Here is a 22,927-nt window from a genome sequence, read left to right as displayed (position 1 = left end):
GCTGCGATCTCTTGATGTTGTTTTTAAAGATCAAAAGATCGCAGCCTTCGGCAGCTCCTACGGGTGTTCTTACTGGCGGGTGGCGTATTTCATCACCGTCACTGGCAAATCGTCGTAGACCAGCTCTTCAACCACTTCCCAACCCAGTCGCGCATACAGCGACTGCGACGTGTCGGTGTACAGATACAACTCGAGCACGCCTAGCGCCGCCGCTTCTGCAACCACTCGATCGACCAGTTGCGAAGCAATCCCGCGACCGCGCTCCTCAGCCTTCACATAAACCCCCGCCAGCCATGGCGTCAGGTTCGGGCGCAGCTTCAGATCGCTTTCGATCAGCAGCGCGCCGCCCAGCAAACGTGAACCTTCAAGCGCCACCACCACGCTGGGCACTGCGCCTTTGCCGCAGGATTCGCGCATGTGTTCGATGCGGTGTTCGACGGTTTGCCCGGGGCGAAACTCGCCCCACTCCTTGAAGTTGAGCGTGGCCAGTTCTTCGATCAATTCGGGGTGATCGCACAGGTAATCGATGTGCATGCGGGTGAACTCCATTTCATGGGCAGAACTACCACCCTAATGCGGTCATAAAAGGTAATCAAATCCGCGTTGCGATCACCTCGGATATGTTGCGCAATGTCGCGCCTGTCCTAAGCTTCTGACTAGGCGGAAGATATTTGCCGGGTTGTCCCGGAACAATCGCCACGATGCGCAATCATTAGAGCGTGGATATCAAAAGGAGATGCGCATGCTCATCAGGTCATTGACCCTGACACTCTTGCTGGCGATTGCCGGCCCCTTGTTCGCCGCTGACAACGATTCGCCCATCGCCGGGGACATGGGCCGCGCCCGACCGCTGATCGTGATCGCACAAAGCACCGTCGACCCCGTGTGGGTAGCCCTGAAAAAGTCGCTTGAGGATCCCGCCAACAAAAAGGGCGTCACCGACCGCAACATCAAGGTTTACACCATCCTCAACATGTCCGGCCAGCTAGACGGCAAGGACATGGGCCAGCAAGACACCATGGCGCTGCTGCGCTCGCTGAAGCTGGGCGCCGGGGCGTATCCGAAAGTGTTCCTGGTGGGCAAGGACGGCGAGACCAAACTCTCGGCGTCGGGGGATGAAGCGAAAGCGGTGGATCTGAAGAAAATTTTCGACACCATCGATGCCATGCCGATGGCTGAGAAGGAAGCGGCCGCTGCGGCTCAGGCGCCGGTTGCTGCTACGCCGGAACCAGCAAAAGGCGCGAAGAACGCCAAACCCGCCAAGCCTGCGAAACCAGCCAAGCCACCGGAAATGCCGGATGACTGATTGCATACTCACTGAATAAAACGCGTCCCCTGTAGGAGTGAGCCTGCTCGCGATAGCGGTGTATCAGTCACCATCAGCGTTGACTGATACACCGCTATCGCGAGCAGGGTCACTCCTACAATGTTTATTCCGTTACCTGCATAGTTGCTGGCACGATGCCCTCGCAACAACTTGTCTACCCACGGCTATCGCCCTCATCAAGCAGGTAAACCAGCACACCTTTGGTATCACCTACGACCAGTGGAGAATGCGTGGTCAACACGAACTGGCAATTGGGAAAGGTCGTACTTAACTGTGCAATCAGACCGAGCTGCCATTGCGGATCCATGCGCAATTCCACCTCGTCGATCAGAACAATGCCGTCGCCGTGCAGCGGGTTGTCCATCGACGGGTTCATCATCGCCAGACGCCTGGCCATGTCACCCACCAACGCAATCATCGACTTTTCGCCAAGCGAGAGCTGAGTGACATTGAATGTCGCGCCATGTTTGTCGACGGCCATATGCAGATGTGGTTTGCGTTGTACGCGCAGGTTAGTGAAATCCGGCATGAACGCAGTGAGAGCCGAACGAACGGCAGTCAATTGGCGATCGCGAGTGGAGGCTTTCACATTGGCCAGGGTTTTCCATACGTCGCTGTCAGTACCGAATTTTTCCGCCATTTCGGCCAGTGCGGTATCGGAAATCCCGCCTTCGTTTTCGCTGTCCTCACGTTCACGAAACCATTCGAAAAAACCGCGAAAGTCGGCGCCACCGTTGAAGCTGGTGTCGTAGCCGTCGAGTTGATCAGAGGCTTGTTTGCTGGTGATCTTCAGCGGGATGTCGAGAACGCAACGTTCGGCTGGGTAATAAGCGATCAGCGGGAGTGAGGCGCTATCGTCGGCGGTGAGTTGAGTGCGGTAGTGGTCTGCAAGCAGTCTGACTTCGTTTAAATATCCACGGTCCGAGACTGCACCTTCCTGGCGACTTCGGGCTGCGCCCCATACGAATAGTTCGTTTTCGGAACCCGCATCACTGTCAGCTGCGCGCGGGTGCGAAATGTCGGTGATGCCAATCGAAAGGACGGCTCCTGAGGCGCCATTGCGAATGTCTTCATCGACAAGGTATTTGCCATTGCCTTTATTGGAGCGAATTTTTGCGATCAGCCAGCTCAGACAAATATTCAGGGATTTCAGAATGGTGGTTTTTCCGCTGCCGTTGTTTCCCACCAGCACCGTGATGTTCGAGCGGTGTGTCAGGGTAGGGGCAAACTGAATATCCATGTCTCCAAAGTGTCCGACATCCGTAAGTTTCAAACTTTTTATTTCCATCACTGCGCCCTTCAAATGACTGTTTCTTTGCCCGATGGCATCCTCGTCCAAAGATTGACTCGATGCAGTGTAGATACAACAAATTCATTCGCTAATCCAAAGTCGTTGCAGCATGTGCCGGCGGAAATGTCTGACACAAACCCCCTTCAACCCCCGTGGATTTTTCCTGCAAGTCGCGGCGGCGGTGGTGAACTGGTGGGGTTGGGAGAGGAGGGATAGTCTTCTTTGGCCGCTGCAAAACACAGTGGTCGGGTGTGGAAGTCCGGTGTTGGTCGTGAGCGCATGTGCGCCTGTGAACACATGTTGGTGGTTTTTATGCCAACATTGTTTGCTTATGGCAGCTATGCGCAGGAGCACTCTCGAGTGCACCGGGTCCCTCGACCTCCCCGGACTTCCACACCTGCGCAAAGCTGCCACCCTCTCGTGGAAGTGAGTTTGGCAGTTTTTTCTTCCATGTATCGAGGTCATTTACTTATGAAAAAGCACACGCCAAACCCTCCCGAATCCCCCATGGATTCAGGATCCTTCGACGCCAACAACCCCCGCTTACGCAACCCGCATCACCCCGATCCCATCAGCCACCTCTTCACCATCCTCCCCGATATCGATACGCCCACGCTGCTCTGCCACGCTTGCGAAACTCTCGCTTCACTCAATGTCCTGACCACCGACCTGGCCGCTGAACTGCAAGGTTCAGCGCGCAGTCTCGCCCTGTCGATTCAGCAGTTGGCGGTGCTCGGCGAGTTGCTGGTCAACCGTGCGCTGGACAATCTCGATCCACCGGCGGCGACGCAGCATTGAACAGGGAGGTTAAAACATGGCGCGATACATTCCGCTGACCGGGATCGACTGCAAGATTCCCGCTCTGCTGATCGACAGCGAAGCACCGGTGGATGTGCTGCACGGCACAGCGGCTTACCGTTTGCGTTGTGTCACGCAACTTATGGAGACACTGGCGCTGGGGGATGGCAAGGGCCAAGACGCTTTGCTGCTGCAGGATTTCGCCAGGGTGATGGCGATTCCGTTGCGTGACAGTTGCGACTTGATGGATGTCATCGGCTGGAAGTTGCAGGCGCAGCTTTAAAGACAAAAGATCGCAGCCTGCTGCAGCTCCTACAGGATCGGGTTTTTCACTCGGTCGATGTAGGAGCTGCCGCAGGCTGCGATCTTTTGATTTTCAGTCAGCAACAGCGCTAAGAATTGTATGGGCGATTTTCACCCGCTCAGGAATCGGGAAGTTCTTGTTCGCCATGATCACAATGCCAATATCCTTGCTCGGCACAAACGCCACGTAAGTCCCGAAGCCACCCGTCGAGCCGGTCTTGTTTATCAACACATCTTCCGGTTGCGGTTGCGGCGGATTCAGCCACTGCACCTTGTGCGCCTCCATGGCCATTTCCGTCGAGTTGCCGGCGAGCAAACGCTCGAGACTGATCGGGTAGCGGTACATTTCCCAACCCAGGCCTTGGGTCATGTCGCCAACCGTGTAATAACCGGTGTGGGTATTGGCGATGGTTTTTTGCAGTACCGCTTCCAGCGTTTCAGGTTTCAGGTTGGCCTGCACGTAACGCAGCATGTCCACCGCGCTGGTTTTCACCCCGTAGGCCTGCGAATCCAGCGCACCGGGCGTGACGCGCACCGGTTTGCCGTTTTTGTCATAGCCCTGGGCATACAGGTCCATTTGCGCGGCCGGCACGCTGAGGTAGGTGTGCTGCAAACCGAGTTTCGGCAGCAGGGTTTGCGTCATTGCTTGGTCAAACGGCTGGCCGAGGCTTTTCGCGGCCAGATAACCGAACAACCCAAGGCTTGGATTTGAATACTGGCGATGGCTGCCGGCGGGATACACCGGTTTCCACTGCTGGAAATAGCCGAGCATCTTGTCGGACGAATCCGCATTGTCCGGGAATTGCAGCGGCAAACCGCCGGCACTGTAGGTGCCCAGTTGCAGCACACTGATGTTGTCGAAGGTGCTGCCTTTCAGATCAGGCCAGAGCTGGCTGGCCTTGGTCGACAGGTCGAGTTTACCGGTCGCCAGGGCGTAACCGGCGAGGGTGGCGGTGAAGGTTTTGCTCACCGAGCCGATTTCGAACAAGGTGTTTTCGCTGACTTTTTGTCCGGTGTCTTTGCTGGCGACGCCGTAGTTAAAGTAATGCGCCTTGCCGTTGATGGTCAGCGCTACGGTGAGGCCGGGAACGTTCTGTTGCTGCATCACCGGCGTCACCGCTGCGTTGACCAGCGCTGACAGTTGCGCATCGTCGGGCACGGCGGCGAAGCAGGCACTGGTGCCGAAGAGCAGACCGAAAGCGGCGCAGGAAATGACTTTGCTCGATTGAATGGATGACATGAATGAACCACTCTCCATGAGTGTTGATGACGTTATCCCGCTACACTGCGGGCGATTTCTGTGTTTGGCGACTGATCCGCGCCGCCAATTTATTCAGCGCGACCCTAATCTACAAACGACGAAAACTCGCACGAGCCATTAGAAAAATTTGGGACTGGGCATGATTCGACCGCAATTGCCGCTCAACGCACTGCGTGCCTTTGAAGCGTCCGCGCGTCATTTGAGTTTCACTCGCGCGGCCGTGGAGCTGTGCGTCACCCAAGCGGCGGTCAGCCATCAGGTGAAAAGCCTTGAGGCGCAACTCAACGTCACCCTGTTCAAACGCCTGCCCCGTGGGCTGATGCTGACCAGTGAGGGTGAAACCTTGCTGCCGGTGCTGAGCACCTCGTTCGATCACATCGCGCAGATTCTGGAACGCCTCGCTGGCGGACAGTATCGCGAAATGTTGACCGTTGGCGCGGTGGGTACGTTCGCCGTAGGGTGGCTATTGCCGAGGCTGGCGGACTTCCGGGCGAAACATCCGCTCATAGATTTGCGGCTGTCGACCAACAACAATCGCGTGGATGTCGCCGCTGAGGGTTTGGATTACGCCATTCGCTTCGGTGCCGGGGCGTGGCATGGCATTGAGGCGACGCGTTTGCTCGAGGCACCGCTGTCGGTGTTGTGCGTGCCGGAGATCGCTCGGCAATTGCAATCGCCGGGGGATTTGCTGCAACAGACGCTGCTGCGCTCCTATCGTACGGATGAATGGCCGGAGTGGTTTCAGGCTGCCGGGTTGGCGACTCAAGCGGCACCGCCGCAAAGCATCGTTTTCGACTCGTCGCTGGCGATGATGGAGGCGGCTTTGCAGGGCGGTGGGGTGGCATTGGCGCCGCCGCTGATGTTCGCCCGGCAACTGGCGGCGGAGGCGATTTGTCAGCCGTTTGCGATCGAGATTACGACGGGGAGTTATTGGTTGACGCGGTTGCAGTCGCGCCCTGAAACGACGGCGATGACAGCGTTCAAAACCTGGCTGCTGCAAATCTCTGGTTAATGCAAAACCCTTGTAGGAGTGAGCCTGCTCGCGATAGCGGTGTCTCAGTCAACATTGATATCAACTGACACACCGCTATCGCGAGCAGGCTCACTCCTACAGGGACCGTGGTGGATTGGAGATCAGGTTCAGCGCACCAGACACGGCCGCTTGTTATCGAACTTCCAGCCCGGAATCAAAAACTGCATCGCCACGCTGTCATCCCGCGCGCCGAGGCCCATGCCTTTATACAGCTCGTGGGCCTTGGCCACCTGGTCCATGTCCAGCTCGACACCCAGCCCCGGCTTCTTCGGCACCTGCACCAGACCATCGACGATTTGCAGCGGCGCCTTGGTCAACCGCTGGCCGTCCTGCCAGATCCAGTGGGTGTCGATCGCGGTGATCTCGCCCGGTGCGGCGGCAGCGACATGGGTGAACATCGCCAGCGAGATATCGAAGTGGTTGTTGGAATGCGAACCCCAGGTCAGACCCCATTCATGGCACATCTGCGCCACGCGCACCGAACCTTGCATCGTCCAGAAATGCGGGTCAGCCAGCGGAATGTCTACCGACTGCAACTGGATCGCATGACCCATTTCACGCCAGTCAGTGGCGATCATGTTAGTGGCGGTTTTCAGCCCCGTGGCACGACGAAACTCGGCCATAACCTCTCGACCGGAATAACCGTTTTCCGCACCGCACGGGTCTTCGGCATAGGCGAGCACCTGATGCTGATCGCGGCACAAGCGAATGGCTTCTTTCAGTGACCAAGCGCCGTTCGGATCGAGGGTAATCCGCGCATCAGGAAAACGTTCGGCCAGCGCCGTCACCGCTTCAATTTCCGCATCGCCACTGAGCACGCCGCCCTTGAGCTTGAAGTCCTTGAAACCGTACTTCACGTGGGCAGCTTCGGCGAGGCGCACCACGGCTTCGGCGCTCATGGCCTTCTCGTGACGCACGCGGAACCAGTCATTGTCGGCGTCCGGTTCGCTGCGATAGGCGAGGTCGGTTTCGCGCTGATCGCCAACGTAAAACAGATAACCGAGCATCTTCACTTCATCACGTTGCTGACCTTCGCCGAGCAGCGCCGCCACCGGTATATCGAGATGCTGACCGAGCAGATCGAGCAGCGCGGCTTCGAGGCCCGTCACTGCGTGGATGGTGATGCGCAGGTCAAAAGTCTGCAGACCACGACCGCCAGCATCGCGGTCGGCGAAGGTCTGGCGCACTTCATTGAGGATCTTCTGATACGTGCCGATCGGGCTGCCGACCACCAGGCTGCGCGCGTCTTCCAGGGTCTGGCGAATACGCTCGCCACCTGGCACTTCTCCGACGCCGGTGTGGCCGGCGTTGTCCTTGAGGATGACGATATTGCGGGTGAAAAACGGCCCGTGAGCGCCGCTCAGATTGAGCAGCATGCCGTCGTGGCCGGCCACCGGGATGACTTGCATGTCGGTGATGATCGGGGCTTTGGCGGTGTCGTGTGCGGTCATGGTTTTTATCCTTCTTATTCGCAATCTTTAAAAATGGACGTCAGGCGTGCTTTGGCACGGCATCGGCGACGGCAATGTCAGCCGCAGGTTTCGGCGTGGTGCGCGCGAAGAAGACGATGATCGCGGCAATGATCGAGGTCGCGGCCAGGCCATAGAGGCCGCCCTGAATCGAGCCGGTGTGTTCTTCGAGCAGGCCGAAAGTGGTCGGCGCGACGAAGCCGCCGAGGTTGCCGACCGAGTTGATCAACGCGATCACCGCCGCCGCGATGCGTGCATCCAGATACGCCTGCGGAATCGGCCAGAACAGCGACGAAGCGGATTTGAAACCCAGCGCGGCAAAACAGATCGCGACGAAAGCGAAGATTGGCCCGCCGGTGGTGGACATGAACATCCCCGCAGCGGCGATCAACAGGGCGGTGGCGACCCACGCCTGTTGGTGTTTCCACTTGGCCGAGAACGAGGCGAAAGCGTACATGCCGATGATCGACAGCAACCACGGAATCGAGTTGAACAGGCCGACCTGGAAGTCGCTCATCTCGCCCATTTTCTTGATGATGCTCGGCAGCCAGAAGGTTGCCGCGTAGATCGTCAGTTGAATGAAGAAGTAGATCAGGCAGAACAGAATGATCTGGCGGTCCTTGAGCAGCTTGCCCATCGATGGCCGGATTGGCGTCGCGGCTTCGCGGGCCTTCTGTTCAGCATCGATGGCGTTGACCAATGCATCCTGTTCGGCGCGGGTCAGCCATTTCGCGTCGTGGGGTTTGGCGTCGAGCCAGAACCAGACGAACACGCATAGTCCCACCGAGAACATCCCTTCAATGAAGTACATCCATTGCCAGCCGTGCATGCCCAGTCCGTTGATTTGCAGGAGCAGACCGGACAACGGGCCGGAGATCAACGAGGCCACGGCGGAGCCGCTGAGGAAGATCGCAATCGCCTTGCCGCGTTCGGCGCCGGGCAGCCAGCGGGTGAAGTAGTAGATCACCCCGGGAAAGAACCCTGCCTCGGCCACGCCGAGCAAAAAGCGCAGTACATAGAAGTGGGTTTCGTTCTGGATGAACGCCATACCGGCGGCGACCAGACCCCAAGTGAACATGATGCGGGTCAGCCAGATGCGTGCGCCGACTTTCTGCAGCAGCATGTTGGAGGGGACTTCGAACAGCGCGTAACCGATGAAGAACAGACCGGCGCCGAAGCCATAAGCGGCGGCACCAATACCGAGGTCATGTTCCATGTGAGTGCGGACGAAACCGATGTTCACCCGGTCAATGTAATTGACGATGAACATGATCACGAAAAGCGGCAGGACGTGGCGTTTCACTTTCGAGATGGCGGACGCGAGTGTCGAATCGACGCCCTCGTTCATCCCGGAGACGGAGGTTTTCACTTGGTTTTCTCCCACTGATTATTTTTATGCGGGGTAGGGCAGGTGCTGCGTTGTTGCTAGACATCATACAACTGAGAAATTTTGTCCTACAAGTAGGGTTGGCCGATTATTTTTCTCTGGGATGCCGGTTTTTTATGCTTTTTTGCGTTAATGACCAATGTTTGCTGGGTTTTTTAAGGCGTAGAACATCGCGTCACCCCCAGGGAGACACGGTTCTGTTTGTCAGGAGTGTTTGAAGGTATTTCCGTTTATTTGAGTGTTGTCATACAAGTTGAGCCGCTAGACTCAATTTCGTCATCCCCGCAGGATGCTACGATCCACAAGCCCCGATCACCGGAACCGATCATGCAAGAAGACCTCGACGCTCCCGCCCGTAAACGTGCGCACAACCTCGCCCATGACCTGGTGGAGAAGCTCACGCAAAGCATCCTGCTCGGCCAACTGTCGCCCGGCGACAAGCTGCCGTCAGAGAATTCCATCGTTCAGGAACACGGTGTCAGCCGCACGGTGGTGCGCGAGGCGATTTCCAAGTTGCAGGCCTCCGGGCTGGTGGAGACGCGCCACGGCATCGGCACCTTTGTCATCGAGCGTGTTGCGGAGCAGGGCTTACGCCTCAATGTCGACACGGCGCTCGGTGTGCGCAGCATTCTCGAACTGCGTCTGGGTCTGGAAACCCAAGCGGCGGCGCTGGCGGCGCAGCGGCGCACGGAGGCGCAAGTGCTGCAGATGCGCCAGGCGCTGGATGACTATCAGCGTCTGCTGGACAACAACGACAGTTGCGTCGAAGCGGATCGGCGCTTTCATCTGCTGATTGCCGAGGCCACCGGCAATGTTTGCTTCAGCGAGATCATGCAGCACCTGGGCAGCGCGATGATTCCGCGTCACCGGCTCAACGCCGCCGAGCGCGGTGCGGCGGATCTGAGCAAACTTGGGCAACTGGCTCATCTGGAGCACGAGGCGATTCTGAATGCGATCAAGCGTCAGGATGCGGACGCCGCGCGCGCGGCCATGTGGCTGCATCTGACCAACAGCCGCGACCGGTTTTCCGCGCGGGGTTGATGGCCGTTGGTCTGTTCGATAGCACGCCGTGCAAAGGGCTGATTCCAAGTTGTACGGCCCGGGTACTCCGGACCTCCTGAGTGAGGTGCGTCATGGCTAACGATTTGCTGTTTCAGGGTGGCGTGCTGCCCACCGATTCGACCCGGCCGCTGCCCGGTACCGATGAACCGACACTGGCTGATCACGACTCACCGATGGGAATGCCCCCGGGGCGCGATCCATTGAGTGACGCCGACCGGCCGGATGATTGGAAAGATCCGGGAGCGGACGATGAGGGTGTGCCGCCGGCGGATGAGCCGACGCCGTTGTCGGATGATCGGCGCTGAGACTTGGTTTTTATGTTGAGTTTGCTGGCCTCATCGCGAGCGATTATGGATTCAGCCAAGCTGAACGATCGAGTCGATTATGGATTCGGCCAAGTCCAATGTTCTTGATTAAGTGTCGGTTATGGATTCACCGACGTAATTTCAGGTCGGTGAACTTCTCCAATATCCCCCAATCAGTCCCCTCTCCCTCTGGGAGAGGGCTAGGGCTAGGGTGAGGGTCTTCTCAGGCATCACGCAGATCCCGCATCAACAACCCAAACCGCAAATCCACCGCATCCGGAATCGGCAGATACACCGTGTGCCCATCCCCCGGTGCCACCTCGATCGCTTCTTCTTTAGCGTTCTGCAACTCATGCAGATCAAAATGGAAATTGCCCTTCGGCGTCATCAACTCCAGATGATCACCCAAGGCAAAGCGGTTCTTCACCTTGACCTCTGCCAACCGCCCACGCCGCTCGCCGGTCAACTCGCCAACGAACTGCTGACGCTCCGACACCGAACTGCCGTGTTGATAATTCTGGTACTCGTCATGCACATGCCGACGCAGAAATCCTTCGGTGTAGCCACGCTGTGCGAGTGATTCCAGATCCGTCATCAGGCTGCGATCAAATTCACGCCCGGCCACCGCATCATCAATCGCGCGGCGATACACCTGGGTGGTGCGCGCGCAATAGAAGTGCGATTTGGTCCGGCCTTCGATTTTCAGGGAATGCACGCCCATGCGCGTCAAGCGTTCGACGTGCTGCACCGCGCGCAGGTCCTTGGCGTTCATGATGTAAGTGCCGTGTTCGTCCTCGAACGCTGGCATCAATTCATCGGGGCGATTGGCTTCCTGCAGCAGGAACACCTGATCGGTGGGCGTGCCCAGCCCCAGCGTTGGCTCTGGCTGGAAGGTCTGGACGATCTCGCCGAGCTGGTTTTCGGTGGCCTCTTGCGCTGAGTATTTCCAGCGACAAGCATTGGTGCAGGTGCCCTGATTGGCATCGCGCTTATTCATGTAACCCGACAACAGACAGCGCCCGGAATAGGCCATGCACAGCGCGCCGTGGACGAACACTTCCAGTTCCATGCCCGGCACCTGCTCACGGATTTCGCCGATTTCCTCCAGCGACAATTCTCGCGACAGGATGATCCGGCTCAAACCCATCTGCTGCCAGAACTCGACGCTCGCCCAGTTCACCGTATTGGCCTGCACCGACAGGTGAATCGGCATCTGCGGGAAATGTCGTCGCACGAGCATGATCAATCCCGGGTCGGACATGATCAGTGCGTCGGGGGCCATGTCGATGACCGGTGCCAGATCCTTGAGGAAGGTCTTCAACTTGGCGTTGTGCGGGGCGATGTTGACCACCACGTAAAAGCGTTTGCCTTGCGCCTGCGCTTCACGAATCCCCAGCGCCAGATTGGCGTGATCGAACTCGTTGTTGCGCACCCGCAGACTGTAACGCGGCTGGCCGGCGTAGACCGCATCGGCGCCGTAAGCGAAGGCGTAACGCATGTTTTTCAGGGTGCCAGCGGGGGCGAGCAGTTCGGGGGCGGCGAGGGTAGGGATCATGGCGGTGTCGGTCGCAAAAGCGCGGCAGGGTAAGGCGGATTCGGGCGCGGCTTATTGATCTGGATCTACGCTTTGCACTGAGCGCGTTTTGTTGTGGGTGAACGAGCTCGATAAGCGGCTAACGCTGATCCGCAACTATGCTCCATGAATAAAGATGGCACTCGTGCAGGCCGCGGTTGACTAAGCATCGGGGCGTGCATGACGCCTGACTGACATGGATCGGACATGAACGAAAAAAGCCTTCAATTCAAATCCCTCACCGTGCTGCTGTTGCTGGTCACGGTGGCGTTTATCTGGATCCTCTTGCCGTTCTACGGCGCGGTGTTCTGGGCGGTGATTCTCGGCATTGTGTTTGCGCCGATGCAACGCCGGCTGCAGGCGAAATTCGGCTGGCAGCGCAACCTGACGTCCCTGTGTACTTTGTCGGTCTGCCTGGTGATCGCGATTCTGCCGGTGATCATCCTCAGTGTGCTGCTGGTGCAGGAAGGCGCGGCGGTCTACAAGAACATCGAAAGCGGCGAACTGGACATCGCTGCGTATCTGGCGCAATTCAAGCACAGCCTGCCGCCATACTTTCAGCATTTGCTCGACCGTTTCGGCATGGGCGAGCTCAATGGCCTGCGCGAGAAAATCGTCAAATCGGCGATGCAGGGCAGCCAGGTGCTGGCCAGTCAGGCGTTCAGTTTTGGCCAGGGCACATTCGAATTCGTGGTGAGTTTTTTCATCATGCTGTATCTGCTGTTTTTCTTTCTGCGTGACGGCGCCGAACTGGCGCGCAAGGTGCGCACCGCCGTGCCACTGGAGGAAGGCCACAAGCGGCGCTTGCAGTTGAAATTCAACCGCGTGGTACGCGCGACGGTGAAGGGCAATCTGGTGGTCGCGGTGACGCAGGGCGCATTGGGCGGGGCGATTTTCTGGTTTCTCGACATCCCCAGCGCGCTGCTGTGGGCAGTGTTGATGGGGTTTTTGTCGTTGCTGCCAGCGGTCGGCGCGGGGATTGTCTGGGCGCCGGTGGCGGTGTATTTCCTGCTCAGCGGGATGATCTGGCAGGGCGTGGTGTTGGGCTTGTTCGGGGTCTTCGTGATCGGTTTGGTGGACAACGTGCTGCGGCCGATTCTGGTGGGCAAGGACACCAAAATGCCCGACTACATGATTCTGATCTCGACCCTTGGCGGCCTGGCAGTCTTCGGTCTCAACGGCTTTGTGATCGGGCCGCTGATCGCGGCATTGTTCATGTCGAGCTGGGCGCTGTTCGCCGAGACCAAGCCCAAAGTGCAACTGCCTTAAGCGTGAAACGGCGCGCTGACGATCTTCTGCGACAGTGCCTGCGCAGCAGGCAAGGAAGTCAGCGGGCCGCTGATCGCTTCGCCGTCACGCATCAGATACCAGCAGGCGAGCAGGCCCGTGGCCCTGAGCGAAGCGGGGACGGCGCTGCCGATAACGGACATGATTTGAACCTGAGCCATGACGAGTACCTCCATCTATCAATGGAGCTACCTTAGAGATTCGCCGGTTCTACGGACAATCAACGCTTTCGATAGTGGTCATTGATGCCGTTGAGGCTTCAGTCGACCACTTGATCAAGCATGTGCATGACTTCGCGCTCGTTGAGCAAACCTTTGTGCACGAGGTTTTCCGCCAGCAGCGAAAGGAACTTGGCGCAACGATGGCCTTCCAGGTGCTTGAGCTCGGTCAGCGCGCTGTACACCTTGCTGGAGGTGCACAGGCCGACGATGCGGTGCGGGTTTTGTGTTGGCATACAGTCGTCCTTGTTGTTATCAACCTGTTGTTTACGGACGGATTCAGATTGCGGTTCCGTCATGACAAATAAGTGACCGTTTTATGGAAAAGTACACAACGGTCAAACAATCATGCCGACTTTAGCCGGTGAAACTGTCCTCACAGCGACCTTGGCGAGATTTTTTCAGACGCTGGCCGACCAACGGTCATAAAAAAGCCCCGCTGTAAAAGCAGGGCTTTGTTTTTTGGTTACCAGCGTGGACCGCCATAGTAGCCATGTGGCCGACCGTAATAACCGCGAGGCGGGCCGTAATAGACGGGGGCCTGTTGAATGTACACCGGCTGCTGCACATACACCGGTGCTGGCTGGTAGTAGACCGGTGGTGGCGGCTGCTGCACGTAGACCGGTTGCGGCTGCACATAAACTGGCTGTTGCTGCACATATACCGGCCGATCCTGGTTGATCAGCGCCGAGCCGATGATGGCCGAGCCGACGATCGCGCCAAACACCGCAGGGCCTTGCCAGCCGTGGCCACCACCGGCTTCTGCCTGACCTGTGACAGCAAGTGCGCCAATCAACAAGGCCAGAATGGGGAGTTTACGAATCATGATAAATCCTCGGTTCTTCGACCCGGCGGCAGGGCCTGCACCAGGCCCACAGTTGTCGCGGGGATACTTCTAAGACAGCGAAATTCTGAAAATCAGCACAGCCGCTGGGTAAATTTTGTGTAAGGTCTGTACCGGCTTCTTTACCGTGACGCTTGATAGTCCCGGAACACGTTTAATACAGGCCTCTATGATCATTCAGAAGCCGATGGGCTGGCTAATCCCGTTTATCCGAAAGTGCGTTTGAAGGAGAAGTTTCATGCAGATGAACCCGAACAAAGACACCCAATTGTGCATGTCCCTGTCGGGGCGCCCGGGTAACTTCGGTCTGCGTTTTCATAACCATTTGTATGAGCAGTTGGGCCTGAACTTCTATTACAAGGCTTTCAGCAGCCAGGACCTGACCGGCGCGGTGGGCGGTATTCGCGCGTTGGGCATCCGTGGTTGCGGCGTGTCGATGCCGTTCAAGGAAGCGTGCATTGCGCTGGTCGATGAACTGGATGCATCGGCAGCGGCGATCCAGTCGATCAATACCATCGTCAACACCCACGGCCATCTCAAGGCTTTCAACACTGATTACATCGCTGTGGCGCAGTTACTGGAAACCCACGCGGTGCCCAAGGCATCGACCTTCGCCCTGCGCGGCAGCGGCGGCATGGCCAAGGCGGTGGCCAGCGCCCTGCGTGACGGTGGTTATAAAAACGGTTTGATCGTTGCGCGCAATGAGCGGGCAGGGCGTGCGTTGGCGGATTCGCTGAGTTATCGCTGGCAGGCGGACCTGGGGGAGGAGCGGCCGCAAATGCTGATCAATGTGACCCCGGTGGGCATGGATGGCGGACCGGAAGCGGGGCAGTTGGCGTTTGAGCCTCAAGTTATTGCTGCGGCTGAGACGGTATTTGATGTGGTCGCGATTCCGTCGGAGACGCCGCTGATCGTGCGCGGCCGGGCCGAGGGTAAAAAGGTCATTACCGGGCTTGAGGTAATTGCGATTCAGGCGCTGGAGCAGTTTGTCCTGTACACCGGCGTGCGCCCGACTGAAGAGCAGTTTGCGGCGGCGGTGGCGTTTGCCCGGAGCTGATTGAGTGTTGTGGTGGCAGGGCGGGCCTCTTCGCGAGCAGGCTCGCTCCTACAGTTGGAAAGCGTTCACCCTGTAGGAGTGAGCCTGCTCGCGATGGCCTCACTACGGATTCAGATCTGAACATTGCCTATACTGCCTCCCCAGCAAGCACAGACTTGCTCCCAATAAAAACCGTGACCGAGGCTCCCATGCATCCGCCCATCCTCAACCTGCATCAGGTCGAACTCGAACCCCTGCCCGAAGCCCTGGCCCCGGAAGGCGAAACCGCCGGGCGCTATCAACAGCGCATGGCGCGGATTGGCCAGCAACTGGGTTCGCAGAAACTCGGTTATCGCCTGTATGCCTTGCCACCGGGCATGCGCGGCAGCCCGTTTCACAGCCATCGGGTCAACGAAGAGATGTTTTACGTGGTGGCCGGGGAGGGCGAGGTGCGTCTGGGCGCCGAGCGTTTCCCGATCCGCGAAGGCGACGTGATCGCTTGCCCGCCGGGTGGGCCGGAAAAGGCGCATCAGATCATCAATACCAGCTCGGGCGAATTGCGCTATCTGGCGGTGAGCACCCAGCAGCAGCCCGATATTTGCGAATATCCGGATTCGAACAAGTACGTGGTGATGGATAACTTCAAGGTCGATGCTGAGGGCAATGCCTCAGGCTTTGTCGCAGTGGCACGGCAGGCGGATGGCGTGGATTACTGGGATGGTGAATAACACGCAGATCCCTTGTAGGAGTCAGCCTGCTCGCGATAGCGGTGAGTCATCCAAAAATGATGTGACTGACACACCGCTATCGCGAGCAGGCTCACTCCTACATTGGTTTTGTGTGATTATTCGAGGCGGGCCAGGCGTTCTTCCAGCGCTGCGATTCGCGCTTCTAGCTCTTCGATACGCTCAACCGAAACGCCACTGCTTGCACCGCGATCCTGCGGACTTTGCCGCGCTGCCATAATTGCCTCGCTATCCGCCGGATCACCCAACGCATGGGTATAACGGTCTTCGCGCTGCCCGGCCTGACGCGGAATCAACACCGCCAGCCCCCGCGCAATCAATCGCTCAAGCTGATGCACAACCTGTTCTGCGTCTTCGAAATCATGCATGCGCCCGCTGCGGGTCAGCAGTTCATTGACGGTTTGCGGGCCGCGCAGAAACATCAGTCCGCTAAGAATCACCTGCGCTGGCACCAGTTCCAGCGCCTTGTCGACTTTGTGTTCCCAGCGGTCGGCGCGACTGCCCATCACCAGCCTGGCGAAACCGCGACCTTCCAGCGCCCGCAAACTCTGGCCGACCTGACCCTGGCTCAGGTTCATCACCGGTTCGCGGCTGGTTTTCTGATTGCAGGCCAACACCAGCGCATTGAGAGTCAGCGGATAGGTTTCCGGGCTGGTTGCCTGTTTCTCGATCAGCGAGCCGAGAATACGGATTTCCGTTGCGTTGAGCCGTGGTTCGTCGAAGCTGGATTCTGTCTCTGTGGTCATCGCGCGTTCCCTCTGCAGTCGAAGGCGCCTAGCCTAATCCTTGCCAAACAAAAGGCAAGCCGTGTGGTCATCAAGCATGGCTATAATCGCCTCCTTGTTCCACCCAGCCACCACACGAGACTGCCATGACCATTTCCCTGTACGCCGCATCCGTCCCGGTTTTTCAACAAATGCTCAACGCCCTGAGCGATGTCCTGAAAAAGGCTGAAGCCCACGCCACCGAGAAAAACATCGATCCGAACGCTTTCCTGCAGGCCCGTCTGTACCCGGACATGTTCCCGCTGACCCGCCAGGTGCAGATCGCCGTGGACTTCGCCAAAGGTGTTTCCTCGCGTCTGGCTGAAGTCGAAGTGCCTAAGTACGACGATACCGAAACCACCTTCGCCGAGCTGCAAGCCCTGATTGCCAAGGTGCTGGCCTACATTGGCGAGATCAAGCCAGAGCAGATCAATGGCAAGGAAGGCATCGAAATCGTTACTCGTCCGGGTACGCCGAAAGAGAAGCGCTTCAGTGGTCAGGCTTACCTGCTGACTTACGGTCTGCCGCAGTTCTTCTTCCACGTCACTACCACCTATGCGCTGCTGCGTCATAACGGGGTTGAAGTGGGCAAGCGTGATTACATGGGCGCGTTCTAAAACGTCAAAGCCCTCATCGGAACGCCGCCCGCCTAGCTCTCTCCCAGAGGGAGAGGGGACTGACCGAGTTGTTTGTTCTAGATACGTCGACCTGATCTATCGAGTCGAACTCAGGTTTGAGCAGCACTCGGTCTGCCCCCTTTCCCCCTCGCCCCCTTGGGGGGAGAGGGTTGGGGTGAGGGGGAAAAGATCTCAGCCACAAAAAAGCCCGCCAAGGTTCACACCATGGCGGGCTTTTCATTACAGCGTCTGTTACGCCGTACGTTGGGCTTTTGCTTCCTCACCCAGGCACGCCGCAGCGGTAAACAGCACATCAGTCGACGAGTTCAGCGCCGTCTCTGCCGAATCCTGCAGCACCCCGATTATGAAACCGACTGCCACCACTTGCATGGCGATTTCGCTTGGAATACCGAACAGGCTGCACGCCAGCGGAATCAACAGCAACGAACCACCCGCCACGCCCGACGCGCCACAGGCGCAAATGGCGGCGACAACGCTGAGCAGAATCGCCGTCGGAATATCCACGGCAATACCCAGCGTATGCACGGCCGCCAGGGTCAGCACGGTGATGGTGATCGCTGCACCGGCCATGTTGATGGTCGCGCCCAGCGGGATCGACACCGAATAGGTGTCTTCATGCAGACCCAGACGCTTGCTCAATTCCAGATTGACCGGAATGTTTGCCGCCGAGCTGCGGGTGAAGAATGCGGTGATGCCACTTTCACGCAGGCATTTGAGAGTCAGCGGATACGGGTTGCGACGCAGTTTCCAGAACACGATCAGCGGGTTCATCACCAGTGCCACGAACAGCATGCAGCCGAGCAGCACGGCCAGCAGGTGCGCGTAACCGATCAGCGCACCGAAACCGGAGGTGGCCAGTGTCGATGCCACCAGACCGAAAATGCCCAGCGGGGCGAAGCGAATCACCACGCGCACGATCACCGTCACGCCATTGGACAGATCACCCAGCACTTCACGGGTGGTGTCGCCGGCATGACGAATCGCGATGCCCATGCCGATCGCCCACGCCAGGATGCCAATGAAGTTGGCGTTCATCAGTGCGCTGACCGGATTATCGACCACGCTCAACAACAGGCTTTGCAGCACTTCGCCGATACCGCCCGGCGCCGTCACCGAAACGTTGTCGGTCGACAGCACAAGGTGCGATGGGAACGCCATGCTCGCAACCACGGCCACGACCGCCGCCGCAAAAGTGCCCAGCAGATAGAGGAACAGGATCGGGCGGATATGGGTTTCCTGGCCGTGCTTGTGGTTGGCAATCGAGGCCATCACCAGCACGAACACCAGAATCGGTGCGACGGCTTTCAACGCTGAAACAAACACTTTGCCGATGAACGCCGTGCCTTTCGCCGCTTCCGGGGCAAACAGCGCCAGGGCAATACCGGCGATCAGGCCGATGAGGATCTGCGTGACCAGGCTGAGGTTCTTGAGGCGTTGCAGTAGAGAAGGGGATGAAGCGGTCATAGCGGCATCTCTGATTTTTTATAGGGTGCAAGGTTGCGTAAAGCGATGGCAAAACAGGGGCAGACCACCGCCACGAACCGAAAGTGTTGACGCGACATCAACGCCAATAAACCGGTCGTTGAGCAGGTTGTACGTTTTTCAGGGCGCGGACTTTATCACAGCGTAGGCCTTATCCTTCAGGCATGTGACGATCTGCCACCGGATCAGGCAACAAAGTCGGCAGGTTTGTGCAAGTCAGCCCGGACACACTCTGTTAAGATTGCACATCCTTATTTTCAAATTTCGCCAGCGGGCCTTCGGGTCAACGCTGGTGTCGTCGTTTTGCTGGAGTTGCGCATGCTGTTGCCCATTCTTCTGTTGTCTGCCGCCGGGTTCACGGTGCTGACCACGGAATTCGTCATCGTCGGCCTGTTGCCGGCGATTGCCCGAGACCTCGAAGTCACCATCCCGCAGGCCGGGTTGCTGGTGACTTTATTCGCTTTTACCGTGGCGATGTTCGGGCCTTTCCTGACCGCGTATTTCGCCCGTTTCGAGCGGCGCAAGCTGTTTATCAGCATCTTGATCATGTTTGGCCTGGCCAATACCGTGGCGGCGCTGGCGCCGAACATCTGGGTGATGGCGATTGCCCGGTTGATCCCGGCGCTCGGTCTGCCGGTGTTCTGGGCCTTGGCCAGTGAGACCGCAGTGGACATCGTCGGCCCGGATTTCGCCGGCCGCGCGATCGCCAAGATCGGTTTCGGCATTGTCTGCGCCACGGTGTTCGGCATCCCGGTTGGCACGTTGATTTCCGATGCGTTCGGCTGGCGCAGTGCCTTTGGCATTCTGGCGGTGATCGCTTTTGCCAAAGCCTTGTTGCTGTTTGTTTATCTGCCGAAAACCAGCCTGCACCAACATCAGGTCAGCTTCCGCTCGCAGTTCAAGATTCTGCGCAGCCCGTTGATGATCGGCCACATCGTGCTGTCGATCCTGGTGTTCAGCGGCATGTTTACCGCTTACACGTATCTGGCCGACATTCTTGAGCGCCTCGCCGGGTTCAACGGCACCGTGGTCGGTTGGTGCCTGATGGCTTTCGGTGCGGTCGGTCTGATCGGCAACTCCCTGGGCGGTCGTGCGGTGGATCGCCATCCGCTGGGGGCGTCGGTGTTGTTCTGTGCGTTCATGATTGCCGGCATGGTCTCGCTGGTACCGAACATTCATTCGCCGCTGGGGCTGGCGGTGGCGATGGGGATCTGGGGCGTGACTCAGGCTGCGTTGTTCCTGGTCAGCCATGTGCGCCTGATGAAAGCCGCGCCGGAAGCGCCAGCGTTTGCTGCTTCGTTGAATATCGCCGGGGCCAATCTGGGGATCGGCCTGGGCGCCATCGTCGGTGGCCGGGTGATCGACAGCGCGGGTCTGGGCTTCCTCGGGTTTGCCGCCGCCGGGTTCATTTTGCTGTCGGTGTTCCTCGCCATGGTGCTGATGACGCTCAAGCCGCGCGAAATGTGCGCCGAGGCTTCATAACGCAGTAAACAGCTCGCGTCGGGCACCTTCGGTAATCGCAACGATGCCGGGGTGCTTGACCTTGCGCTCTACCGAGATGGCATAGAACGACTCGGTCACTGCGTCGGTCTGGCCAATCAGCTCGACGCCGCACTGGCGCTTCACTTCATCGGCAATCACGCTTGGACCGATAAAAATCCCGCTGCCGGATTGGCCGAACGCCTGCATCAACGCACTGTCATCAAACTCGCCGACGATTTGCGGCTGGATCTGCTGCTCGGCAAACCAGCGCTGCAAGCGGCTGCGCACCACGGTTTCCGGTCCGGGAATCAACAGAGGCGCACCGTGCAGGCTGCGCGGGAAATCCTGACCGTATCTGGCTGCCAGTTCCGGGGTGGCGAAGAAACTGATTCCGCACTCACCGAGCTTCTGGCTGTAGCCCTTGATGTCGAGGTGCGAGGGCATCGGGCTGTCGGAGATCACCAGATCCAGGCGCTGGATCGCCAGATCGGCGAGCAAACGTTCGAGTTTGTCTTCGCGACAGGTAATGCGCAGAGGCTCGTTCAGCTCCATGGTTGGCGCGATCAGGCGATAGACAATTGATTTAGGCACCACGTCAGCCACGCCGACGCGGAATAGGATCTGCTGCTCGTTGGGCTGGGCACGCAGCATCAGTTCCAGTTCGCCGCCGAGCTGGAACATCTGCTCGGCGTAGGGCAGGGCTTGTCGCCCGGCTTCGGTCAATTCGAGTTGCCGGCCGACGCGTCTGAATAACTCGATGCCATACGTCTGTTCGAGCAGTGATATCTGCCCGCTGATGGTCTGTGGCGTCAGGTTCAGTTGCTCGCAGGCGCGCACGATGCTGCCGGTCTTGGCCACAACCCAGAAGTAATGCAGTTGGCGGTAGTTGAGCATGAGTGTCATCACTTCGTGAAAACCGAAGTATAGCCGCTAAAAATACGAATTTTCCTGAAGTGTTTGTCTCCCTAGAATGCCCACCCATCGACGGCCGGTCTGTGAGCCTGTCTGTTCATTCGAAGGAAACCTTATGAAATACACAATCCCAGCATTGATGTTTACGTCTTTACTGCTTATGGCCGGTTGCGATCAGGCCGAGAAAAGCGCCCAGCAACTGATGGGCAAAGCGGCCGAAAGCGCCAAGCAAGCGATTGACGACACCCATAAAGCCGCTGAGCAGGCACTCAGTGATGCCACCGGCGGGTTGATCGAGAAAAAAGAAACACCGGAAAAAGACGCGGAAAACTCCGAATCTTCCTCCAAGACCATCTAATTCGTCTTACACAGAGTCAGGACTGACCCATGGAATATCTGTTACAGCTCGCCGCCAGCCCCACCGCTTGGGTTGCTTTGGCCACATTGGTGGTGATGGAAATCGTGCTCGGCATCGATAACTTGATCTTTATCTCGATCCTGACCAACAAATTGCCCAAGCAGTACCAGCAGAAAGCACGCCGTATCGGTATCGGCATGGCGTTGATCCTGCGTCTGGCACTGTTGAGCACCATCGCCTTCATCGTGCAGTTGACCGCACCTGTGATCGAGATCCTGGGCCAGGCCTTCTCCTGGAAGGACATGATCCTGATTGCCGGTGGTCTGTTCCTGGTCTGGAAGGCTACGACCGAGATCCATCACAGCATGGACCCGGCGCCGGAAGATCCGAAGTCGGCGACCTCGACAGTCACTTTGGGTTTTGCCGCGGCTATCGGCCAGATCCTGATGCTCGACATGGTGTTCTCGATCGACAGCATCATTACTGCGGTCGGTATGACCGAACACTTGCCGATCATGATCATCGCGGTGGTGGTGTCGGTGCTGGTGATGCTGTTTGCTGCTGAACCGCTAGCCAAGTTCATCAACGACAACCCGACGGTGGTGATGCTGGCTCTGGGCTTCCTGATCATGATCGGCATGACGCTGATCGCCGAAGGCTTCGGCGCCCACGTACCGAAAGGTTACGTGTATGCAGCGATGGCGTTCTCGGCAGCGATTGAAGTGCTGAACATGATGTCGCGCAGGGCTAGGCAGAAGAAGCTGGCTGAGCAGGCGTAACCGCTGAAAGTGAAAAGCCGCCTGAACTCTTTGAGGTCAGGCGGCTTTTTTTCGATTCGAGATTTTCAGTGTGGAATAGAGCCAGCCCCTCACCCCAGCCCTCTCCCGAGGGAGAGGGAGCCGATTTGTGGAGTGTTTTAGTCTTTAGTTCGGCTCGATATTTCAGGTCGGTGTAACTCGAGAAAACAACTCGATCAGTCCCCTCTCCCTCGGGGAGAGGGCTAGGGTGAGGGGCTTTTGCCTTTGCTGTTCAATTTCAATGTGCGGCCGCGTGACGCACTCGGTGCTTCTCGGCTTTCTCAACCGCAGCAGGCTGAACCGGATGGTGATGATGGCGCCGCGAAACCCGCAGCACCCCCCACAACATGGCAGCGGCCACGGCCAGCCAGCCGGCAATCAACATTACGATGGTCATGGTCAGGCTCATCAGTGCCTCCTCTTCGCCCTGCATCGGGCCCACACTTTTTCAATTCGCTCTGTTTCAGTGACAGTCTAGACAATGGGGTGTTTCAGACTATTGACCAAAGGTCGATTGCGACCAATCAGTTTGCTCTATGCAATCGATGGGTCTG

The 22,927-nt window shown here is 58.1% G+C and carries 26 protein-coding genes; 13 read left to right on the top strand and 13 right to left on the bottom strand.

Features of this window, described 5'->3' with window-relative positions; genetic code table 11:
* Positions 1-69: 69 nt before the first annotated feature.
* Positions 70-534 carry a GNAT family N-acetyltransferase gene (locus LOY43_RS18155; protein ID WP_258708498.1) on the bottom strand — a complete coding sequence of 155 codons (465 nt, stop codon included), beginning with the start codon at positions 532-534 and terminating at the stop codon, positions 70-72.
* Between the two features lie 208 nt (positions 535-742).
* Here LOY43_RS18155 and LOY43_RS18150 point away from each other — a divergent pair, with 208 nt between their 5' ends.
* Complete coding sequence (locus tag LOY43_RS18150) at positions 743-1,306, top strand: DUF4174 domain-containing protein (protein ID WP_141130124.1); 564 nt, start codon at positions 743-745, stop codon at positions 1,304-1,306.
* Positions 1,307-1,481: 175 nt separating this feature from the next.
* Here the strand turns inward: LOY43_RS18150 and LOY43_RS18145 are convergent, their stop codons facing one another.
* Positions 1,482-2,666, bottom strand: coding sequence for an AAA family ATPase (locus tag LOY43_RS18145; protein ID WP_258708497.1), 1,185 nt, complete (start codon positions 2,664-2,666; stop codon positions 1,482-1,484).
* 459 nt (positions 2,667-3,125) lie between these two features.
* Here LOY43_RS18145 and LOY43_RS18140 point away from each other — a divergent pair, with 459 nt between their 5' ends.
* Together LOY43_RS18140 and LOY43_RS18135 are read left to right on the top strand one after the other, a co-directional pair.
* Positions 3,126-3,416: a DUF6124 family protein gene (locus tag LOY43_RS18140; RefSeq protein ID WP_408980808.1), complete on the top strand. Its 291-nt coding sequence runs from the start codon at positions 3,126-3,128 to the stop codon at positions 3,414-3,416.
* 16 nt (positions 3,417-3,432) lie between these two features.
* The gene (locus tag LOY43_RS18135) at positions 3,433-3,699 is read left to right on the top strand and encodes a hypothetical protein (protein WP_258708495.1); all 267 of its coding nucleotides are present in this window, start codon (positions 3,433-3,435) and stop codon (positions 3,697-3,699) included.
* Positions 3,700-3,792: 93 nt separating this feature from the next.
* Here the strand turns inward: LOY43_RS18135 and ampC are convergent, their stop codons facing one another.
* On the bottom strand, positions 3,793-4,959 hold the full coding sequence (gene ampC, locus LOY43_RS18130) for a class C beta-lactamase (RefSeq protein WP_258708494.1): 1,167 nt from the start codon (positions 4,957-4,959) through the stop codon (positions 3,793-3,795).
* A 160-nt stretch (positions 4,960-5,119) separates the two neighbouring features.
* Here ampC and LOY43_RS18125 point away from each other — a divergent pair, with 160 nt between their 5' ends.
* Entirely contained in the window at positions 5,120-5,992 is an 873-nt protein-coding gene (locus LOY43_RS18125) for a LysR family transcriptional regulator (RefSeq protein ID WP_258708493.1), read from the top strand.
* A 128-nt stretch (positions 5,993-6,120) separates the two neighbouring features.
* Here LOY43_RS18125 and gudD read toward each other — a convergent pair whose 3' ends face one another.
* Together gudD and LOY43_RS18115 are read right to left on the bottom strand one after the other, a co-directional pair.
* Complete coding sequence (gene gudD, locus LOY43_RS18120) at positions 6,121-7,464, bottom strand: glucarate dehydratase (protein WP_258708492.1); 1,344 nt, start codon at positions 7,462-7,464, stop codon at positions 6,121-6,123.
* 40 nt (positions 7,465-7,504) lie between these two features.
* Positions 7,505-8,851, bottom strand: coding sequence for an MFS transporter (locus LOY43_RS18115; RefSeq protein ID WP_095124441.1), 1,347 nt, complete (start codon positions 8,849-8,851; stop codon positions 7,505-7,507).
* 345 nt (positions 8,852-9,196) lie between these two features.
* Between LOY43_RS18115 and LOY43_RS18110 the strand changes: the two genes are divergently transcribed.
* Both LOY43_RS18110 and LOY43_RS18105 read left to right on the top strand, forming a co-directional pair.
* A complete protein-coding gene (locus LOY43_RS18110; protein WP_093433993.1) occupies positions 9,197-9,910 on the top strand; it encodes a FadR/GntR family transcriptional regulator in 714 nt (237 codons plus the stop codon).
* A gap of 92 nt (positions 9,911-10,002) precedes the next feature.
* Positions 10,003-10,236: a hypothetical protein gene (locus LOY43_RS18105; protein WP_095124442.1), complete on the top strand. Its 234-nt coding sequence runs from the start codon at positions 10,003-10,005 to the stop codon at positions 10,234-10,236.
* A gap of 223 nt (positions 10,237-10,459) precedes the next feature.
* On the opposite strand, the gene yegQ is transcribed toward LOY43_RS18105, so the two are convergent.
* Positions 10,460-11,791: a tRNA 5-hydroxyuridine modification protein YegQ gene (gene yegQ, locus LOY43_RS18100; protein WP_099756700.1), complete on the bottom strand. Its 1,332-nt coding sequence runs from the start codon at positions 11,789-11,791 to the stop codon at positions 10,460-10,462.
* 225 nt (positions 11,792-12,016) lie between these two features.
* On the opposite strand from yegQ, the gene LOY43_RS18095 reads away from it, so the two are divergent.
* The gene (locus tag LOY43_RS18095) at positions 12,017-13,078 is read left to right on the top strand and encodes an AI-2E family transporter (RefSeq protein WP_093434002.1); all 1,062 of its coding nucleotides are present in this window, start codon (positions 12,017-12,019) and stop codon (positions 13,076-13,078) included.
* On the opposite strand, the gene LOY43_RS18090 is transcribed toward LOY43_RS18095, so the two are convergent.
* From LOY43_RS18090 to LOY43_RS18080, 3 genes are all read right to left on the bottom strand, one after another.
* A complete protein-coding gene (locus LOY43_RS18090; RefSeq protein ID WP_095050832.1) occupies positions 13,075-13,257 on the bottom strand; it encodes a hypothetical protein in 183 nt (60 codons plus the stop codon). The genes LOY43_RS18095 and LOY43_RS18090 overlap by 4 nt on opposite strands.
* 98 nt (positions 13,258-13,355) lie before the next feature.
* Entirely contained in the window at positions 13,356-13,550 is a 195-nt protein-coding gene (locus LOY43_RS18085; RefSeq protein ID WP_016984641.1) for a hypothetical protein, read from the bottom strand.
* A gap of 230 nt (positions 13,551-13,780) precedes the next feature.
* Positions 13,781-14,140 carry a hypothetical protein gene (locus tag LOY43_RS18080; RefSeq protein ID WP_007917357.1) on the bottom strand — a complete coding sequence of 120 codons (360 nt, stop codon included), beginning with the start codon at positions 14,138-14,140 and terminating at the stop codon, positions 13,781-13,783.
* 256 nt (positions 14,141-14,396) lie between these two features.
* On the opposite strand from LOY43_RS18080, the gene LOY43_RS18075 reads away from it, so the two are divergent.
* Positions 14,397-15,215, top strand: coding sequence for a shikimate 5-dehydrogenase (locus tag LOY43_RS18075; protein ID WP_095050831.1), 819 nt, complete (start codon positions 14,397-14,399; stop codon positions 15,213-15,215).
* A 188-nt stretch (positions 15,216-15,403) separates the two neighbouring features.
* Positions 15,404-15,922, top strand: a complete 519-nt coding sequence (locus LOY43_RS18070; protein WP_095124445.1) for a cupin domain-containing protein — start codon at positions 15,404-15,406, stop codon at positions 15,920-15,922.
* A 116-nt stretch (positions 15,923-16,038) separates the two neighbouring features.
* Here LOY43_RS18070 and LOY43_RS18065 read toward each other — a convergent pair whose 3' ends face one another.
* On the bottom strand, positions 16,039-16,686 hold the full coding sequence (locus tag LOY43_RS18065; RefSeq protein WP_095124446.1) for a YceH family protein: 648 nt from the start codon (positions 16,684-16,686) through the stop codon (positions 16,039-16,041).
* A 125-nt stretch (positions 16,687-16,811) separates the two neighbouring features.
* On the opposite strand from LOY43_RS18065, the gene LOY43_RS18060 reads away from it, so the two are divergent.
* Positions 16,812-17,321: a DUF1993 family protein gene (locus LOY43_RS18060; protein WP_093434020.1), complete on the top strand. Its 510-nt coding sequence runs from the start codon at positions 16,812-16,814 to the stop codon at positions 17,319-17,321.
* Between the two features lie 252 nt (positions 17,322-17,573).
* Here the strand turns inward: LOY43_RS18060 and sstT are convergent, their stop codons facing one another.
* The gene (gene sstT / locus LOY43_RS18055; protein ID WP_095050828.1) at positions 17,574-18,806 is read right to left on the bottom strand and encodes a serine/threonine transporter SstT; all 1,233 of its coding nucleotides are present in this window, start codon (positions 18,804-18,806) and stop codon (positions 17,574-17,576) included.
* Between the two features lie 336 nt (positions 18,807-19,142).
* Between sstT and LOY43_RS18050 the strand changes: the two genes are divergently transcribed.
* Positions 19,143-20,306, top strand: coding sequence for an MFS transporter (locus tag LOY43_RS18050; protein WP_102901657.1), 1,164 nt, complete (start codon positions 19,143-19,145; stop codon positions 20,304-20,306).
* On the opposite strand, the gene nhaR is transcribed toward LOY43_RS18050, so the two are convergent.
* Complete coding sequence (gene nhaR / locus LOY43_RS18045; RefSeq protein ID WP_095050826.1) at positions 20,301-21,200, bottom strand: transcriptional activator NhaR; 900 nt, start codon at positions 21,198-21,200, stop codon at positions 20,301-20,303. The genes LOY43_RS18050 and nhaR overlap by 6 nt on opposite strands.
* 133 nt (positions 21,201-21,333) lie before the next feature.
* Here nhaR and LOY43_RS18040 point away from each other — a divergent pair, with 133 nt between their 5' ends.
* Entirely contained in the window at positions 21,334-21,576 is a 243-nt protein-coding gene (locus LOY43_RS18040; RefSeq protein WP_095050825.1) for a hypothetical protein, read from the top strand.
* A 29-nt stretch (positions 21,577-21,605) separates the two neighbouring features.
* Positions 21,606-22,355: a TerC family protein gene (locus LOY43_RS18035; RefSeq protein ID WP_007917342.1), complete on the top strand. Its 750-nt coding sequence runs from the start codon at positions 21,606-21,608 to the stop codon at positions 22,353-22,355.
* 256 nt (positions 22,356-22,611) lie between these two features.
* Here the strand turns inward: LOY43_RS18035 and LOY43_RS18030 are convergent, their stop codons facing one another.
* Positions 22,612-22,782, bottom strand: coding sequence for a hypothetical protein (locus LOY43_RS18030; RefSeq protein WP_176471236.1), 171 nt, complete (start codon positions 22,780-22,782; stop codon positions 22,612-22,614).
* Positions 22,783-22,927: the final 145 nt, after the last annotated feature.

Origin of the sequence: Pseudomonas sp. B21-041, assembly GCF_024748675.1 — a bacterium.
In the GTDB taxonomy this organism is placed as follows: domain Bacteria; phylum Pseudomonadota; class Gammaproteobacteria; order Pseudomonadales; family Pseudomonadaceae; genus Aquipseudomonas; species Aquipseudomonas neuropathica.
This window is presented reverse-complemented; position numbering and strand designations above follow the sequence as displayed.

Excerpts from the sequence above, each read along its gene's own strand:
- LOY43_RS18155 (WP_258708498.1), bottom strand. The coding sequence starts at position 534 with ATGCACATCGATTACCTGTGCGATCACCCCGAATTGATCGAAGAACTG.
- LOY43_RS18150 (WP_141130124.1), top strand. The coding sequence starts at position 743 with ATGCTCATCAGGTCATTGACCCTGACACTCTTGCTGGCGATTGCCGGC.
- LOY43_RS18140 (WP_408980808.1), top strand. The coding sequence starts at position 3,126 with ATGGATTCAGGATCCTTCGACGCCAACAACCCCCGCTTACGCAACCCG.
- LOY43_RS18135 (WP_258708495.1), top strand. The coding sequence starts at position 3,433 with ATGGCGCGATACATTCCGCTGACCGGGATCGACTGCAAGATTCCCGCT.
- ampC (WP_258708494.1), bottom strand. The coding sequence starts at position 4,959 with ATGTCATCCATTCAATCGAGCAAAGTCATTTCCTGCGCCGCTTTCGGT.
- LOY43_RS18125 (WP_258708493.1), top strand. The coding sequence starts at position 5,120 with ATGATTCGACCGCAATTGCCGCTCAACGCACTGCGTGCCTTTGAAGCG.
- gudD (WP_258708492.1), bottom strand. The coding sequence starts at position 7,464 with ATGACCGCACACGACACCGCCAAAGCCCCGATCATCACCGACATGCAA.
- LOY43_RS18110 (WP_093433993.1), top strand. The coding sequence starts at position 9,197 with ATGCAAGAAGACCTCGACGCTCCCGCCCGTAAACGTGCGCACAACCTC.
- LOY43_RS18105 (WP_095124442.1), top strand. The coding sequence starts at position 10,003 with ATGGCTAACGATTTGCTGTTTCAGGGTGGCGTGCTGCCCACCGATTCG.
- yegQ (WP_099756700.1), bottom strand. The coding sequence starts at position 11,791 with ATGATCCCTACCCTCGCCGCCCCCGAACTGCTCGCCCCCGCTGGCACC.
- LOY43_RS18095 (WP_093434002.1), top strand. The coding sequence starts at position 12,017 with ATGAACGAAAAAAGCCTTCAATTCAAATCCCTCACCGTGCTGCTGTTG.
- LOY43_RS18090 (WP_095050832.1), bottom strand. The coding sequence starts at position 13,257 with ATGGCTCAGGTTCAAATCATGTCCGTTATCGGCAGCGCCGTCCCCGCT.
- LOY43_RS18085 (WP_016984641.1), bottom strand. The coding sequence starts at position 13,550 with ATGCCAACACAAAACCCGCACCGCATCGTCGGCCTGTGCACCTCCAGC.
- LOY43_RS18080 (WP_007917357.1), bottom strand. The coding sequence starts at position 14,140 with ATGATTCGTAAACTCCCCATTCTGGCCTTGTTGATTGGCGCACTTGCT.
- LOY43_RS18075 (WP_095050831.1), top strand. The coding sequence starts at position 14,397 with ATGCAGATGAACCCGAACAAAGACACCCAATTGTGCATGTCCCTGTCG.
- LOY43_RS18070 (WP_095124445.1), top strand. The coding sequence starts at position 15,404 with ATGCATCCGCCCATCCTCAACCTGCATCAGGTCGAACTCGAACCCCTG.
- LOY43_RS18065 (WP_095124446.1), bottom strand. The coding sequence starts at position 16,686 with ATGACCACAGAGACAGAATCCAGCTTCGACGAACCACGGCTCAACGCA.
- LOY43_RS18060 (WP_093434020.1), top strand. The coding sequence starts at position 16,812 with ATGACCATTTCCCTGTACGCCGCATCCGTCCCGGTTTTTCAACAAATG.
- sstT (WP_095050828.1), bottom strand. The coding sequence starts at position 18,806 with ATGACCGCTTCATCCCCTTCTCTACTGCAACGCCTCAAGAACCTCAGC.
- LOY43_RS18050 (WP_102901657.1), top strand. The coding sequence starts at position 19,143 with ATGCTGTTGCCCATTCTTCTGTTGTCTGCCGCCGGGTTCACGGTGCTG.
- nhaR (WP_095050826.1), bottom strand. The coding sequence starts at position 21,200 with ATGCTCAACTACCGCCAACTGCATTACTTCTGGGTTGTGGCCAAGACC.
- LOY43_RS18040 (WP_095050825.1), top strand. The coding sequence starts at position 21,334 with ATGAAATACACAATCCCAGCATTGATGTTTACGTCTTTACTGCTTATG.
- LOY43_RS18035 (WP_007917342.1), top strand. The coding sequence starts at position 21,606 with ATGGAATATCTGTTACAGCTCGCCGCCAGCCCCACCGCTTGGGTTGCT.
- LOY43_RS18030 (WP_176471236.1), bottom strand. The coding sequence starts at position 22,782 with ATGAGCCTGACCATGACCATCGTAATGTTGATTGCCGGCTGGCTGGCC.